This is a genomic window from Sphingobium sp. MP9-4, assembly GCF_005281675.1.
Taxonomy (GTDB): domain Bacteria; phylum Pseudomonadota; class Alphaproteobacteria; order Sphingomonadales; family Sphingomonadaceae; genus Sphingobium; species Sphingobium yanoikuyae.
Map to the genome: position 1 here is coordinate 33136 of NZ_LUFI01000030.1, position 15661 is coordinate 48796.

14 protein-coding genes are annotated in these 15661 nt (G+C 61.3%); all 14 read right to left on the bottom strand.

The window, feature by feature from the left end:
* Positions 1–6 precede the first annotated feature (6 nt).
* The 14 genes from A0U87_RS09715 to A0U87_RS09780 all read right to left on the bottom strand — a co-directional run bounded on the left by A0U87_RS09715 (position 7) and on the right by A0U87_RS09780 (position 15659).
* Positions 7–6687 (bottom strand): hypothetical protein, encoded by a 6681-nt coding sequence (locus A0U87_RS09715; RefSeq protein WP_137405469.1) that lies wholly within the window; start codon positions 6685–6687, stop codon positions 7–9.
* The gene (locus A0U87_RS09720) at positions 6675–7001 is read right to left on the bottom strand and encodes a hypothetical protein (protein ID WP_240700538.1); all 327 of its coding nucleotides are present in this window, start codon (positions 6999–7001) and stop codon (positions 6675–6677) included. The genes A0U87_RS09715 and A0U87_RS09720 overlap by 13 nt, the downstream gene beginning before the upstream one ends.
* A gap of 160 nt (positions 7002–7161) precedes the next feature.
* Positions 7162–7815, bottom strand: a complete 654-nt coding sequence (locus A0U87_RS09725) for a hypothetical protein (protein ID WP_137405470.1) — start codon at positions 7813–7815, stop codon at positions 7162–7164.
* Positions 7812–8432, bottom strand: a complete 621-nt coding sequence (locus A0U87_RS09730) for a hypothetical protein (RefSeq protein WP_206366589.1) — start codon at positions 8430–8432, stop codon at positions 7812–7814. Before A0U87_RS09730 ends, A0U87_RS09725 begins: the two co-directional genes overlap by 4 nt.
* Positions 8433–8457: 25 nt before the next feature.
* Positions 8458–10818 carry a hypothetical protein gene (locus A0U87_RS09735; protein WP_206366590.1) on the bottom strand — a complete coding sequence of 787 codons (2361 nt, stop codon included), beginning with the start codon at positions 10816–10818 and terminating at the stop codon, positions 8458–8460.
* A 7-nt stretch (positions 10819–10825) separates the two neighbouring features.
* Entirely contained in the window at positions 10826–11116 is a 291-nt protein-coding gene (locus tag A0U87_RS09740; RefSeq protein ID WP_137405472.1) for a hypothetical protein, read from the bottom strand.
* Positions 11117–11154: 38 nt separating this feature from the next.
* Entirely contained in the window at positions 11155–11562 is a 408-nt protein-coding gene (locus A0U87_RS09745) for a hypothetical protein (RefSeq protein ID WP_137405473.1), read from the bottom strand.
* Between the two features lies 1 nt (position 11563).
* Positions 11564–11980 carry a phage tail tube protein gene (locus A0U87_RS09750; RefSeq protein WP_137405474.1) on the bottom strand — a complete coding sequence of 139 codons (417 nt, stop codon included), beginning with the start codon at positions 11978–11980 and terminating at the stop codon, positions 11564–11566.
* 85 nt (positions 11981–12065) lie between these two features.
* Positions 12066–12425 carry a DUF3168 domain-containing protein gene (locus A0U87_RS09755; RefSeq protein ID WP_206366591.1) on the bottom strand — a complete coding sequence of 120 codons (360 nt, stop codon included), beginning with the start codon at positions 12423–12425 and terminating at the stop codon, positions 12066–12068.
* A complete protein-coding gene (locus A0U87_RS09760) occupies positions 12422–12871 on the bottom strand; it encodes an HK97-gp10 family putative phage morphogenesis protein (RefSeq protein ID WP_137405475.1) in 450 nt (149 codons plus the stop codon). Before A0U87_RS09760 ends, A0U87_RS09755 begins: the two co-directional genes overlap by 4 nt.
* Positions 12868–13191 carry a phage head closure protein gene (locus tag A0U87_RS09765; protein ID WP_017501280.1) on the bottom strand — a complete coding sequence of 108 codons (324 nt, stop codon included), beginning with the start codon at positions 13189–13191 and terminating at the stop codon, positions 12868–12870. The genes A0U87_RS09760 and A0U87_RS09765 overlap by 4 nt, the downstream gene beginning before the upstream one ends.
* Positions 13192–13193: 2 nt before the next feature.
* The gene (locus A0U87_RS09770; protein ID WP_206366592.1) at positions 13194–13703 is read right to left on the bottom strand and encodes a hypothetical protein; all 510 of its coding nucleotides are present in this window, start codon (positions 13701–13703) and stop codon (positions 13194–13196) included.
* 74 nt (positions 13704–13777) lie between these two features.
* A complete protein-coding gene (locus A0U87_RS09775; protein ID WP_137405476.1) occupies positions 13778–14857 on the bottom strand; it encodes a phage major capsid protein in 1080 nt (359 codons plus the stop codon).
* Positions 14847–15659: an HK97 family phage prohead protease gene (locus A0U87_RS09780; protein WP_137405477.1), complete on the bottom strand. Its 813-nt coding sequence runs from the start codon at positions 15657–15659 to the stop codon at positions 14847–14849. The genes A0U87_RS09775 and A0U87_RS09780 overlap by 11 nt, the downstream gene beginning before the upstream one ends.
* Between the last annotated feature and the right edge of the window lie 2 nt (positions 15660–15661).

Here is a 15661-nt window from a genome sequence, read left to right on the forward strand (position 1 = left end):
TATTTATCATTCGACGCAGACGACGCTGACCCGCTGGCTTGTGTTGTTGCCGGTAGACAGGTTTCGCACGATGTCGGCGCTGAACGTCCGGGCAGCGGTCGAGCGTTCGTCATCGACGTGGGTGAAACTGCTGCTGTGACTATAGGTCCAGGTGATCCGGCCACCACTATCGCCGATTGTGGGGCGCACACCGTCCAACGAGACGATCTTCGAACCGCCGCCCTGGCTGGCGACCAGGCCGCCATTCTTGCGAAGGTTCAGGACGATTTCGGCCGCCGACATGGTTTCCGTCTTCGATCCCTGATGGGTCAAACCACCGTCGCCCGACCCTGTCGAACCAAACGCCGCCAGCGCAGCGTCGTATTGCTGCCGCCCCTGCGTCGTGGCCGCGTAAGTCGAGGTCACATCATAGCTATAGACCCACGCGGTGTTGACGGTGACCTGGCCGCCATTGCTCCCGAACGCGCCGGTCGTCGTCGAAGCGTTGGCCGCCGTAGCGCTCGACGCGCCGCTGTTTCGAAGCGTGCCAGCCAACAAGGCGCCGCCGAAATACGCGGTGCCATCGACGCGCAAATATTCTTTCGCGTTGCCCTCGTTGCAATTGTTCAGGTCGGTGAAATATGGACCAGTCCAGCGCATGAAGCGGTTGCCGCTGCCAAACGCCCCGCCCCAAATGGACATCCAGGAAGACCCGTCGGTCACGATCCACAGACCGTTTCGATACTCGGTGCGCGGACCACCGCCCGGCCGGACGATCTGGAAACGATCGGCGTTGATCGTCATCGCCCCGGTCTGGCCATTGTTGGCCATTTCCCAACCGCTGACGTAACCGTTCACATCAAGCTGGACAGCGGCACGGGCCAGCGCCTGATTGGCTTTTCCATCGACGTTGGTGACGGTTTCGCTGATCGTCGTGACCGCCGCCTCGTTCGAGTAAGCGGTCATTTGACCGCCCTGTTCCAGCTTGATCTGACGCCAGCCCAGGATGTTCGCCGAGGAGCCGGGAGACTTATACGCAACGACCCGCGCGCGGACATATACCGCGCCACCGGGCGCAGCCGTAGTCAGTCGGTGGGCCAGTCGCCCCGCGCCGCTCGTGCTGTAGTCATGCCCGGCCTGATAAGCGGTGCCAGATGGGTTCGAAATGACATTCTGGCCAGCGTCGAGAAACACCATTTCCGTGTAACAGTGGCCGCTACCGCTATTCAGCAAATACAAGCTATCGGCGGACAGCGTGTAGAGTGATCCGGCGAAAATCGGGACGTTCTCGCTCTCAAAATAGCAATATTCACCCGACCAGTCGCCCGCACGATCCGTGATCTGACCCCACCCGCCAGATACGTGCGGATTCCAGCCACCATGGGTGGCCGACCAATAGTTCATCCCAAGCTGGAAACCGCCATTTCGGAGCAAGTTCGGGCTGCCGGACTGGACGACCGTGGTAAGGTTCGCGAGCGTGCTGTTGGTCGTCGCGATAGCGGTCGAATTCTGGGTGATGCTGGCTTGCTGCGCCGCCACGGTGGTCGAACCGTTCCCCGCCGCATATGGGCTGGGACCGGCCGCTTCAGCGTAGGTCTGACGAAGCATCGGGCGACACAACCAGCCCCAGCTATCGATGTAGCCAGCGCCTTGCTGTGTTCCATCTTTAACGAAAACGAGGTGTGCGCGCGCAGCATTGACTGGCGACTGGACCTTATTCCAGCAGCGCTTCCAGTTATTGATGTCGCGACCGCCCGAGAAGTCGGCGGTGTTGGTATTCAGATTGTAGTCCGACTTGATACCGTTGCCAGCGGCGTCTTTCCAATCGACGCGCACGTAGGCGTTGCACCGGTGGGCCGCGATATAGCCGCTAAATTCATACCAGGTGCTTGACGTGACCGAGATTTCATCGGTGTGCCACTGCGACCAGAGGTTAGGATCAGAGCCATTCTGATGAATTGCAATGGTATGCTCGTTGGTTGGACGCCAATCGTCACCACCGCCGTCACGCACCCATTCGAAAGACGCCCCACCGCTTGGCGCATATTGGTTCCACCCCGCCGTGCCAGCGGCAAATGACGTTTCCGGGATAAGGTTGCCGCCGCCCGTCGAGTAGGTCGCGACCAAGCTGACCGTATTGGCAACGGAAGCCGCGTCGCGATTTGCGTCTGCCGCCGATCCTTGAGCCGCTCGCGCCGCCGCCTGGCTGTCGCCATTCGCGGCTTCAGCGCGATCCGCCGAACCCGACGACGCATTAGCCGAATTCCCGCTTTTTCCTGCTTCGATCTGCGCGTTGCTATAGGCCGAGGAAGCCGCGTCCGCGCTATCCCTTGATGCCTTTTCCGACGTGATGTCTTCGATCGTCAGACCGGTCATGTGCCAAAGGCCGTTCGGTGCGGCGCCGGTCGTGACGAATTCGAAAATCGGTTTCCAGAACGGCCGCCAGGCGTCGGTGACCGTGAATTCGGCACCGAATTCGGTAAAGCCAGGCGAATTGATCGCGACGTTGTTGACGGTGCCAGCGGGCGCCGCTTCGCTGGAATATCCTACGGCAGACGCGTCCCAGTTATTGTTGTCGGTGCCGAGCGCCCAAAGGCCGACAATCTCACAATTCGTGGCATTGCTGTAAAACCAGCCACGCACGCGATATCGACGACCGACGCTTTTCGGGATCGACTCTTTGAAGGAAATTCGATTGTAGCGGCCGCCACGACCACCGGCCTGCGCGGTGATATAGGGCTGCGGCCAGCCCGAACCAGGCCCGTAATCGAACTGGAAACCTGTGCTGTCGTCACCAAGATAGACATAGGCCTTCTGACCAACTGGGCCGACATAGTTCGGGAAGCTGTTGGCGAAGACTTTATCGGCGCCCTCCGCAGCGGTGGTCGCGCGAACTTCACTGGACTGCGTTGTGCTGGCGTGCTGGCCAGCTTCGTCCGCCTTCGCCGTCGCTACTGCCGCGTTGTCGGCGGACGCCTGGGCGCTTTCCTTCGACGCATTTTCACTGGTAATGTCTTCGATGCGGATCGACCGCCAGTTGAGGCCATGGCCCGACGCACCCTGTGGGCCATCGCTGACCAACACCGCGCGCGCAGATTTGATGTTTGCGGGAAGAGCGAGTTCGAAGGCGAAAGGCGTATACCACAAGCCAGCATTCGCCACGCCCTGGATATACCACTCGTTGCCGCCAGCGTTGTTGACGCAGTGGATGCCGATTTGGGCCTGATAGCTGCCCCACGCCTGGACTTCGCCCGACACACGGAAGCGCCGGTTCGACCAGTTTCCGGCGATCGGTTCGCCATCGTAGCTATCCCGGTCGTTCTGGCTCAGGATATACTGACCGATGTCGTTGGCGTAATAGACGCCGGTCGCACCGGTCCAATCGCCCTTACCGGATGACGCGTCGAATTCACCACGGCTGACAATGTTGCCGGTGGCACGGTTCTGGGCCGTCTTCGCAGCAGAAGCAGAAATTCCGGCCTGCTGGGTGGCAGTGGACAGCGCTTGATTGACGTTGCTTTCGGACGTGGCGGTTTGGTTGCGGAAACCTTCGGCGTCAGCCCTGGCGGTTTCCGCCCGGACACGGTTCTGCTCGACCGCACCAGCTTTTTGCGAAACGTCAGTCTGGATCGCCGCGACTTCGCGTTCGCTTTCCGCCGCAGCGTCTGCGTGGCCTTTGGCGATGATTTCGCCAGTGACATCGCGCATTTCGAGCGATTTCAGGCGGAAGACACCTTGTCGATCGATACGGAAGAGCGGGCGGCCCCAGACGAAGCCAGCGTCGAGAAGCGCGTTCGCCGACAGGTCCATCGTATGGACGGCCCAGCCGCTACCCCAACCCGCCTGGTTCGGGGCGATTGTGCAATTATATCCGCCCATGCCGCTGGCGCTTTCGTCACCCTTCACCGCCGCCAAATAGAGCGCGCCGTTAACCGGTGTTTCGTCAGCCTGCTGACCGACCAGCTTCCAGGTGATCGTGACGCGATAGGTATGGTCGCGGATCAGGAGATCGCGTCCCTTGGAGGTAATGTGCGGCGAAAAATGCGGGTTGTTGGCGACCTGGAGGACGCGGCCAGTGCTGGCGTCACTGTAGGGCGTGAAGCGGCCATCGTCGGCGAGCGAACCACTGGCACCGACCCATTCGGCCGACCAATTCGTGATGTCGCCGAAATCGGCGGGCATCATCGACTGAACTGCCGTGCTGGCGCTCAAGCGCGCGTTTTCGGAAGTGACGGCGCTGCGTTGAGCGTCATTTGCGAAGGTGGCCGCGTTGGTTTCGTGCTGGCCTGCTGCGCTGGCCGACTGTCCCGACTGATAGCGGGAAATGGCCGCCAGACGATCGGATTCGGCCGCCCGCGCTGCTGCCCCTTCTGCCGTGTTCGCGGCTTCGCTGGTCTGGTCACGATAGCCCCGCGCCTGGCCATTTGCGGTCTGCGCGTCCGTGCGGGCGATAATGACTTCGTCGCGGATCGCACCGGTCTGGTTCAGGATGTTGGCGGCGTCGTCGCGGACCTTTTCGGTCAGGGCGAGCGTGGCCTGAGAATTCTGGTCCGCCGCCTGGGCGTTCGCTTCATGCTGGGCGGCCGCATCGGCGTTCGCCTTCGACGATACGGTGTTGCCATAAGTGGCCTGGAGGTCGGCCGCCGTTGACTTCGCCGTCGCGACATCCGCATCAAGCTGGGCAAGCTGCTGGGTCAGGACAGAAGTCTGGCTGACGGCCGAATTCGCGGTTTCCTGCGCCTGCTGCGCCTGGTCGATTGCGGTGGTGGCGTTTTCGCGCGCCTGGCCATCGACGATCTCGATCGCAGCCGATACGACATCAGCGCCGACCCATTCGCTGTAAACGCCGGTGTCCATACGATAGCGGGCACGCACGGCAAGATCGACGCCGCCGACATTCGACCCGAACCGGAAAACACCGGACACGGGATCGTGGATCGCGGCCTGTTCGGTCCAAGCGATGGCGCCGGTCGGTCGGCTCTCAATCTGGATGCCGACGATGCGCGCGGACGGTGCGGGAAGCCAAGTGACCTCGACTTCCGATACCTGCTGGCCGCCAGCCCCTTCGATGACCGAACTGCTAACCGTGAGATTTTCCGGCGCAATGGTGTCGCGCGGATTATAGCCGTCTGGACGGATCGTCGCGGGCAGCGCTTTCTCTTCGCGGTCCCAGGCATAGACTTCACTGGACTCTTCGCGGAGCGCCATGGTGAAGAGAAGATCGTGGGTCTCGACCTGCTCGATCACGCGGAACAGTTTCCGGTTCCAGCCACGCTCGGGTAGCGACATGGTGATCAGCGAACCGACCTGAACGCGGAACGCTTTCGGGCCAAAGGTCGCGCTGAAGACACCAGGCGTCTTGGCCTCGCGGAGCAGCCATTGCTTCGCGATACGCTGGCAAGTCTCTGCGCGGGTGACCAGACCAAGATCGAGGGACAGGGTGCGCGGGATCGCGTCGGGTAGCGGATCGGTTTCGACCACACCCCAATCGACCAACTGATAGAGCGAGGACGGATCGGCGAAGCGACCGCGCACGATGTTGTGCAATTCGCGGGTCGGCGGCGCCGGTTTCCACAGATACGGGGATGCCGATCCGGCTGCGGCGACCAGGTCGTTCGCGTCGAAATCGACCTTGGGGCCGAGCGTATCGTCGTAGCCGCCGACAAGCTGATAGACGCCGGACGTATCGACCAGCTTGCACGAACCCATGGCGGCCGACAGGCCATTGATGACGGTTTCGTGCGGGTCACCGGTCGAAAAGGTGCCATCGCTGGTGTAGCGCTGAACCGTGGCGCCAGACTGGGTCAGGACGCGCTCTTCGCAAAGGTTGGCGTAGGTTCGGAAATTGTCGAAGTCGATGCGATGGGCCGGGATGCCCATGCCCCACACCAGCTTGTTATTGATCCGGTAACCGAGCAGATAGGTCAGCAGCGCCAGCGCGGGATTGCGGCCGATTTCGACCGCGCCTTCCCGGAATGTCCAGGTCGCCTGGTCCGCGATGCGGTGGGAACCGCTGCCCCCATTCGTGCTGTCGCGGCGGGGATCGTAAAGCGGGCAACCCTCGACGATCGTGGTGTAACGAGATGGGATGCCGCTGGGCCAAACCTTCGAATCCAGCTTGTATCGGGTCGCGAGGTAGGCACAGCCGGTGAAGGTCGATTGCGGGGTCCAATATTTCCCCGATCCCCAGGAAAATCCGTTTCCGGGCTTGCCTTCGAGACAGGTCTGGACGGCCAGAATGCCACCATCGTGGGTATCAACGATCGACCCGTTCGCCCAAGTTCTGGTCTCTTCGAGATACCATTCTTTGACCGCATTGATCCGATGGCTGGCGAGCGCGATGATCTGCGCGTAACCGTCCTTTTTCGAACCGGCACGGTCGAACGTTTCTGCAAAGCGCACGTCCGAACCCGCCGCCGTGGTGCCAAAGACGATCTTTCGCGGGGCGGACGGGACGACGCTGGTGTGAAGACGATCGACCAGCGACTGCGACATTGAAGGCGCCTTGCGCAGCACCGACGCGGCCGCAGCCATGCCGAGGCTGACGCCAAGGCCGACCAGCGACGACGTGATGGTGGCGAGCGTGGCCGCCGTGACGGTCGCGCCGAAAATGCCCGATGCGCCGATGGCCGCAGCGATCTGCGGGGCAAAGACGACGATCGCCACCGCAACGGCGACGACCAGGACGGTCGTTACTACTTTGCCCAAGTTTCGCCCTCCGACGCTTCGAAGGGCACGCTGAAGGCGTATTTCAGACTAGCGGTCGGGACCGGGATCAGCCCGACCTGGCCAGGGCCTTCCCCGACAAAATAGCTGTAGGGGCCGACGCAGACTCCACAGGACAGGTCCGCGTTCATGACGATGTCGCCACGCTGCGCGAGATGGATCGACTTGGATTTTCCAAGCCAGGAGGTGACCGTCCGAAGGAGCGTCCCAGCGCCGAATTCGCGCAGCGCTTCGGCCGCGCCGGTCTTGGTGTCGTATCGTCCGCGAAAGGCTTCGCCGGGATCGAACCCGGTCATCGCCCGGATACAATCGGCGGCAAACAGGGCGCAGTCGTGACGACCCCATCGAAAGGGTTCGTCGTTTACGCGGTCGAGGTAGGTGCGGAGGCGATCTTCCCAATCGCCATATCTGTGGGACGCAAGCTGCATCCCATATTTAGCTTAACCGCGTGCCGCCTTAACGCTGCTGCCAATTGTTGATCGTTGACTGGACCGCCGCCCAGCCCGTCGGGGCCAATTTCATCAGATCGTCGCCGTTCGCGATTGCCGCCACATAGTCCTGCGAGCGATCGTTCGGGTCGAATTTTGGCTGGTCGAGATAGGTGCCCTGGGTGGCGTTGCTGATCATGCCAGCGTGCCCCTCGATCGACAGTTTGAACGTCCGCGACAGTCCGTCACCGCTGACTTCGACCGTGTCCATCGTGCCCGATCGAATTCGACGAAAGACCCAATGCGGTTCGGCGATCAGGCCAGGCTGGATCAAAAGCGCGCGCCAAATCGTGGCCGTTCGCCCCTGATATTCGGTCGGCTCGACCGCCGCCGCTTCAAGCGCGAGGGGCACCGAAGACGGCAGGCCCAGCGCGATTTCAAGCGCTTCGGAGCCGCTATACGAAAAGCTGTTGTCACCAATATCGACGATCACGCCGTTTTCGAGCGGGTGAAAGGTCTGATCGTTCAAGAGGCTGTCAGCCCAACCGGTCACCTTGATCGAATGGCCGCCAGTCCAGGCGCAAACCGTGCCGCTTTTGAAATCCAGGCGTGCCAACAGAGCCGTCGTAATGCCTGCTTCCGCAAGGGCAGCAGTGATTTCGGGCGTGGTGCCGGGTCTCATGCGCCCACCGCCTCCACAGCGGTCAGTGTGCCGAATTCGGCCAAGTTTCCGCGCTGCCCGCCAGGCGTCAGCGTATAGGTCTGGCCTTCGCTCGAATTCAGCCGAAACAGACCGCTGGGCCGGAAAAATTCGACATCGGTATCGACCGCAAAGGTCTGGCGAAGGGCGGGTTCGAACTGAACCAGGCACCGGCCATTGGCATCGGCGTTTGATGGCGCGTCGGTGATTTCAAACAGTTGCGACCCGATGCTGAAAAGCTGGCCGATCCGAAGCTGGCTGGCCTGTCCCGCCACCCATCCGCCCATCACGACGGCGGACAGATAGGCGTAGGCGGTTTCGGCGACCTTCCGGCCCGTCAGCGTCGAAGTGACGGTTTGGCGAGGGAAATAACGAAAATGACCGACCTGACCGCGCAGGCTATTGAGCCAGGCGCGCAGGCGTTCGGCCACAGCCTGGCGCATCGGCGACCAGGTCCAGGTCAGCGTCCACTGGCTGGCGGTGTTGATCGTCTGCTGGATCAGCGTGAAATTCGACGCGATAGCGGACTGGCGACGATTGACCGCCAGGCGCTCTGAATTCGGGGTGACGGCGGGAAAGGACAACGGATAGGTCGGCATCCATTATTTAGGCGGATGCCGTTCGTCACATCGTCGGCCGCTGGAACCGGCCCAGCGTTCGATCACTCGCCTGTTTCGACAAGAGCGGCGCCGCCTGGGCGATCCCTTCGTAGACCATGGCGCGCACCATCGCGGGGTCGTTGCTGGTGATGTTGCCAATCGTGACGGCGGGACCGGCCTGGCCCGCGCCGCGTATGCTTCGGAGAGCGTGATTCGGGACCGTGTTGGCTGTATTCCCAACATTGACAATTTCCGGGCCGCGTTCGCCGACCACATAGGTGCCAGCGCGGGTCAGGCCACCATTGGCGCGCGCGCCGATTTTGAGAGCCGCGCCGCCCAGCACGATATCGCTGCCACCGCCACCCGCGAGGCTGGTGCCAATCGACCCTAGCACTGATCCAAACAGCGATCCCAGCGGCTTCAAAATCGCTTGCTGGAGGGCGATGTCGATCAGTTTGTCGATGATCCGGTCACCGACCGCTTCGAACGCATCGCCCAGATTTCCGGCACCCCGGATCGCTTCGCGCAGACCGTCGTTGAAGCTACCAAGACCTTCCGCCGCCGCGCTGCCGAGCGCATCCTGGATTTCCCCGACAGTGCGGGGGATGCCGTCGAGATACTGACCCAGTGGCCCCATTGTATCGCGGTTGACCGCTGCCGTGTCGTTGGCCTGGAGACGATCCAGCACGCCAAGGCGAGCCTCTGCGATGGCCCGTTCGGCGGCGGTGGACTGTTTCGACGCAAGGATCGCGTCGATCGAAAGCCGCTCTTGCTGATACTGGAGATCGACCAGACGCAGACTGATGGCGCGACGGTCAGCGGACGATCGCGCGAGTGCCATTTCCGACCCCAAAATGTCGCGGCTATTATCGAGATAAGAGTGCTGAACATCGAGTGCCTGGCGCGCAAGTTCTTCGTTTTCGCGCAGGTTGATCTCGTCGGCCCGCGTGTATTCGATCCGGTCTTCGAGTGCTTTGAGCGCATCGCCCTGCGCGGCGGTATATTTGCCGTCAGCCACATCCTGGTCGATCGCTGCCTTTCGGCGATCTGTCTCGATCGCCAGGATTTCACGCTGGGTCGCCGACTGTTCGACGATATCGGACAGCAGCGCCTGTTTCGCCGACAGCAGTTCCATATCGCCGGAAGCTATGTCAGCGGTGAAGCGGGCAGACTGTTCGGCTGCGATTTCAGCGGCGGTCTTGCCGGTCGATTTCTTCCCGCCGCCAGCAATGGGTGGGAGTGTGCCACCACCGCCCCCGCCGTTCCCACCGGCGAGCAGTTTGGCCGCAGCCTCTTCCTCTGCCGTCATTCGCGCCAGGCGGGCGTCGATGGCTTTGATCCGGGCTTCGTTCTTCTTCCATTGTGGCGATCCCTTGCCGATCGCGTCGGCGTCGATGCCGACCGCAGCAAGGAGCGGATTCTTTCCGGTGTTTTGGGCGACTAGCGACGCGCGTTCGTCGGTCAACGTTTTGCGTTCGCCGCGACTATTGTATCCCAGCACGGCGCCACCGATGCCGCCCGCGACTGCGCCGCCGACCATTCCGGGCAAGCCGCCCACAAGCCCGCCACCAATGCCACCAGCCAGCGCGCCCATAATCGCCATGGCCGCTGTCGGATTTTGGCTCCAGAACTGCGCCATGGCGGTCGCGATCTTGACCACCTGGTCGGCGAGGTTTCCGATGGCGTCGGCGTTCTGGACGATCGCGGATGCGAACCGTGCGTCGAGGGTCATCTTCAAGGTATCCAAGCGATCGTTGATCTGACCAGCGTTGCGCAACAGGTCATCACCCAGCACGATGCCAAGATCGGCCGCCTTGTCGGCGAATTCGTCGAAGCCCTTCGCCCCTTCACCCATCAGCGCGGTCAGCGTTCCGGCGCTTTTGCCAAAAACCTGCAACGCCGCCGCATTCCGCTGCGAAACGGTCGGCAGCTTGCTGATACCTTCGATGGTTTCGCGCAGCGCGGTGTCGAAATCGCTAGACGTGACGCCAAGGCCTTTGAAGACTTCGCCCATCGCCTTGCCGCCAGATTGTGCGGTGCCAAGATTTTTCGCGAATTTCTCCAGCGCACCGTCGGCGGAAGCGAAGTCGGAGCCGGTCATTTGGGCCGCGTAGCGTAATTCCTGGATTGATTTGGTGGTCGCGCCGGTTCGATCCGCGAGGTCAACGATCGAATCGGCGTAGTCAAAAGCGGCTTGCGCGGCGGCCATAAAAGCATCGACCGACATCACTGCCAGAAGGCCGCCGACCGCTTTCTTCGCGCCATCCATGGCCGCAGATATTGCTTTGTTGGTGGCGGCCGATTGTTCAGCCGCCTTCTTCATACCACTGATGAACTGGGCGCTCTCCAGCGCCATTTTTACGTAAAGTGAGCCGATGTCTGCCATCGATTATTTAGGTCGATGGCGCCTTCTGAGCGGCGATCCGGGCTTCGAAATAGGCTTCGATCGCGTCGTCGAGCGGCGGCCGTGCCAAGTCGCGCAGGTGCGCGGACCATTGGGGATCACGGTCCAGCCAGTGAATTTCGGCTGTGCCGTTCAGCGCCTTATATTGCAGGGCGAGCACATTGCGGAAGCGGTCGTCTTCGACCGGCGTGCCAAATGGTTCGACATCGTGGAACGCGGCCCATTCGTGGAATTCGTCCATCGACATGGTCGCTGACAGTTCCTCGACCGTCCGGCCCATTTGAAGAGCCAGGCGGAAGAGAAACCGCCGATTAGGGTTCAGTCTGAACTTTTTTTTAGCGCAGCCTGGTCCGGCACCGTGTTGATCTGCCGGATCGCGATCAGGATCGATTGCAGCGATGTATAGGACAGCGCGCGAATGCGGTCATGATCGGCCAGGTCGAACAGGCGAGCGCCGGTGTCATCGACGCAGCTATGGATGATCTCCAGGACAGCGGCGTCGAACCGCTTCACCTCGACAAGGCCTTCCCGGTCTTCTTCGTCGAGTGCCTGGTCACGCTGGTAAAGTTCGACCGCATGGTCGTTTTCAGTCGCGGCATCCATCAGTTCGACACGGTCGATCAGGCTGTAGGCGCGGACCATGACCGAGCCGCCCCACTCTGGAATCTCGACCTCAATGGTGGCGGGGGCGGCCGCAAAGATCGCCCCCTTGGAAAGGATCGCCATGTTAGGCGGCGGTGCCCTTCACGACCAGGCCGCTGATCTCCAGCGTGACCGTGCCAGTGATCACCGCGTCCACGCCACCGCTCTTTTCGAACGACAGCACAGCGGCGGAAAAGGCGAAGACCGTTCCCGACCGGAGCGTGATGACGAATTCGGAAAGTTCGCCCGACAGACGCGCTTCTTCGAGCGCGATCTGGCCAGGGTCGCTCGGCATATAATTAAGCGAAAGGCTGACCTGACCTTCGTCGGCCAGACCGATCATCTTTTCTTTCGCGTCACTGTCGAGATCGGTCACGTCGATGACGGAAGCGGACCCACCGCCCAGACCGGAAAATTGGGTCAGACCCTTGATCTGGACCTTGGTCGAACCGTCGGTGATTTCAATTTTCGTTTTGCGGCTATGAACTGCGCCAGATGCCATTTTGTATTTGCGTCTCCGTATGATTTTCGACGCAAAGGCGCGCCGGACGCAATTATTTAGCCAACGGCGCGCATTGACCTGTCGATCAGAGGTTCGCGTGAAGACGGAACGTCAGCATCGTGCGAAACAGGCTGGTATCGGTGGTCTCGTCGATCATGTCGGTCTCGCCGATCCAGGTCACCGATTGGACCGTGTCGTCGTCCCATTCGATCATGCGGTCGCGGATGTCGGCGGCCAGTTCCTTCGCGACCAGGTAGGCGGGATCGTAAACGTCGATCTGGAACGTCAGCCAGCCTTCGCCGGTCCAACCGGACAGGTCATCGCTAGGGTCGGTCCCAATCCGATTGTAGACGACACACGGGGTCGAATAGTCGAGCGGAGCGGCGCCGGGATACATATGCGGAGCAACGTCCGCGAGATGGGCGACAAGCTGGGCCTCGATCATACGCCCGCCTTGTCCAGCCGACGGGCCAGGACGGTTTTGATACGATCGACGGCATCTTCGCTCGCGAGCGCAAAGCCAGTGCGGAAAAACGGGTTCGGGGCATTATGGATGCTGCCAAATTCAACAAACGAAGCGTGATACGCGTCCTTTCCGATCACGATCGCGTTGATGACCCGACCAGCTTCCGCCCTGACTTTCCGCACCTTGACGTTGTTGATGATCTTGCTGTGCTTTTCTTGGACGACCTTGCCACTTTTTCGAGTGCGGTTGCGGATCGACCCTTCCGCGTGCGGGCCGATCGGAACGCCATCCTTGATCTTTTTCTGGATAACGACCGCACCGGCACGGTTGGCCGATTGGCCGACCTTGGTCGCGATGTCGTTCGACAGCGATTTCATGCGGGTATCGAGCGCGGCGAACCCGGTCGTGGTCACGGTGACGGTCATTGCGCCACCCCCTCGACCGTGACGACCAGCGTGGTGCGACGATCCGGTTCGTCGATTGCGGTGATGGCGTAGGTTTGGCCGTCCACTCGAATTCTGTGCGCGACCGTCAGGCCGGGCCTGTAACGGATCAGATAGCGGCCCGCTGGAACGGCCTGGCGACCGGCACCGCGCGCGATGTCCGACGTGCGCAGTTCCAGACGCTGGCCGTAGACGGTCGCGGCAACGGTCCAGGTTGATCGTTCCTGGCCGACCGCGTCGCGAACCTTCGTTTGAACCATGATTTCGATGCGGCGATCCAGCGCCCCGGCGTCGATCCGCATGGTCAGATGACGATCCGGCGAAAGGGCTGGCAAAGCGCGGCGACCGTGCGAAGCGTGGCGTCGTCGATAGCGTGGCGGCTATCGTAGGCCGCACCAACGTAAACGGCGATGGCGTGACGAAGGCTTGCGGGGACCATCTCTTCGGTCGTCCAACCAGCCGTCACCCGGACGGTTACCGGACCACGGTCAGCCGGAAGCACTTCGACGAAGACCAGATCGCCGTGGACGCTGGCTTCGACGATGTCGATGTCGGTGATCGGGTCACCGGCCTGGTCAAAAAGGGCGACCGCTGTGGAATTGCTGATGGTGATGACGTGGCAACCAGGCCCGTGAAGGACCGTCTCGTAATCGGCGGACACGACGATCTGGCCGGTCAGGGCCTGGACGTGGTCCACGGCAGAACCGAGCAGTAGATCAAGGGTGGCCTGATCGACATCGGGATCGAGGCGTAGCCATTCGCGTAACTGGTCGGCGGAAACGGCAGGGAATGCGGGGGCGGAAATTCTCTTCACGCCAGTATTTATCTTGGCACGAAAAAGGGCCGGGTTTCCCCGGCCCCTCTGTTGGGTCCGATCGTCGAAGCCGATTAGGCCGCGATCTTCAGAATCTTGACCGCGTCGGTGTCGGTCGGCGTGCCGCCCACGCGGGCGCGGGTCTGATAGGCCACATACGGTGCAAAGGCGTAGGGGTTATACTGCATCGAAATGCCGACCCGATCCGCGATGGTATAGCCGCGACGGAAGTCGCCGAACATGATCGGGGTAGCGCCCGCCGCGATGTTGGGCATGTCCTCCATTTCGACGACTTCATAGCCCATGAAACGACCCGGCTGACCAGCTTCGAGGCCGTCCTGCCACAGATAGCGGCCGGTCGAATCCTTGAACGACATCAGGGTGCCGATGGTGTCGCGGTTGGCGATCCACTTGGCGTTTGCGCGGAATTCGGCCTTGAGGCTGTAAACCAGCTTACGCAGCGGATCGACGCTCGTCAGGTTCGACGCTGCGCCGCTGGTGACGTGCTGAAGCGTGCCGAATGCGCGGGTGTTGTCGGCGGTCGCAGCGGTGGCAACGGTCAGGATGCCCTTGGGCTGGTTGATGCCGGTGCCGTTGAGGAACGCGGCGCCCTCCATCTGGGCGAACTTGATCGCGACCTGGTTCACCAGGAAACCTTCGATATCGTAGGCCGAATCCTCCAGGAGGGTCGGCGTGACGAACGGCGAAGCATACTGTTCGCCAAACGACGGTGTCAGTTCGATGATCTTGGGGGCGGAAGTTTCGGGACGTGCGTCCTTTTCGCCAACCCAGACAGCATCGGCGCCAGTGGTGGCGAACGGAATGCGGTAGTCAGGGGTGGAAACGGTGACGACTTCGGCAACGCTGCGGAATGGCGAGATTTCCTGCACGCGGGCGCGGATGCTTGCGGCCATCTGCTTGGGGATGGTCACGCCGCCTTCGTCGGTGCCAGTCGCGGACATGGCCTTGAATTCGGCCTGGTTGCCACGCAGGAAGGCGTTAAACGCCGACTTGAGTTCGGGATTTTCTGCGCCGTCGATGGTCGGTCGGTTGCCCGCCTTTTCGAGAGCCTTCATTTTGCCTTCGATGTCGTCGAAGCGCGAGGTAACAGCAGTAGCGAGAGTGTTGATCTCGTCGAGGATTTTATCGGCCATGGTTCTCCAGGTTTTTCACAGCAAGGGTTAGGTTACGCACGGCCTCAATTCGTGCCGTCAAATTATATTTAGCTTCGCCTTCGATCTCTTCGTCGGACAGTGCATCGGCTTCATCTTCCGACACTGCGTCGTCCGATGACTTATCATCGCCTTCGACACTTTCTTCGTCATCGGTCTGATCATCGACCTCGGACTTTTCTTCGTCGGCTTCAGTTACGATATCGTCGATTAGGTCTTTCGCTTCGCCGAACAGTTCGGCCAGGCGTTCGAGCGACTTGCGCTGCAATTTCATGTTTTCTTCATTCTCCAGGTTTTGGGATTTCACATCATCGACGCGGGCAAGATCATTGGCCGGAAAGGTTACCAGGCTGACTTCGATCAGCTTGACGGCGGTGATGACGCGGACAGTCTTGCCCTCGCGCTTTTCGATCTCGGACGCGGTGACGAAGTAACCGATCGAAAGGCCGGTAACGGCGCCCGCCTTGGCGATCGTGTAGGCATCGCGACCGGCGACGGTGTCGAGGAACCGGCCCGCCATTTTCAGGCCATGTTCGTCTTCAAAAAGGTCGGTCCACACGCCGATCGGCATCGCCATCGCGTCGTGATTCCACAGCATCACCGGCATGGTGCCAGCGGCTTTGTGCTCGGCGATCGACGCCGCAAAAGCGCCGGGGGCGATGATATCGTCGTAGGAATCGACGTTGCCGAAAACCGCGCCGTATCCGCTGAATTCGCGGACAGACGTGTCATCGGTCGGTGGCGCGAACTTTACTTCGCGCAGTGCCAGGGCCTTTCTCTGCATAC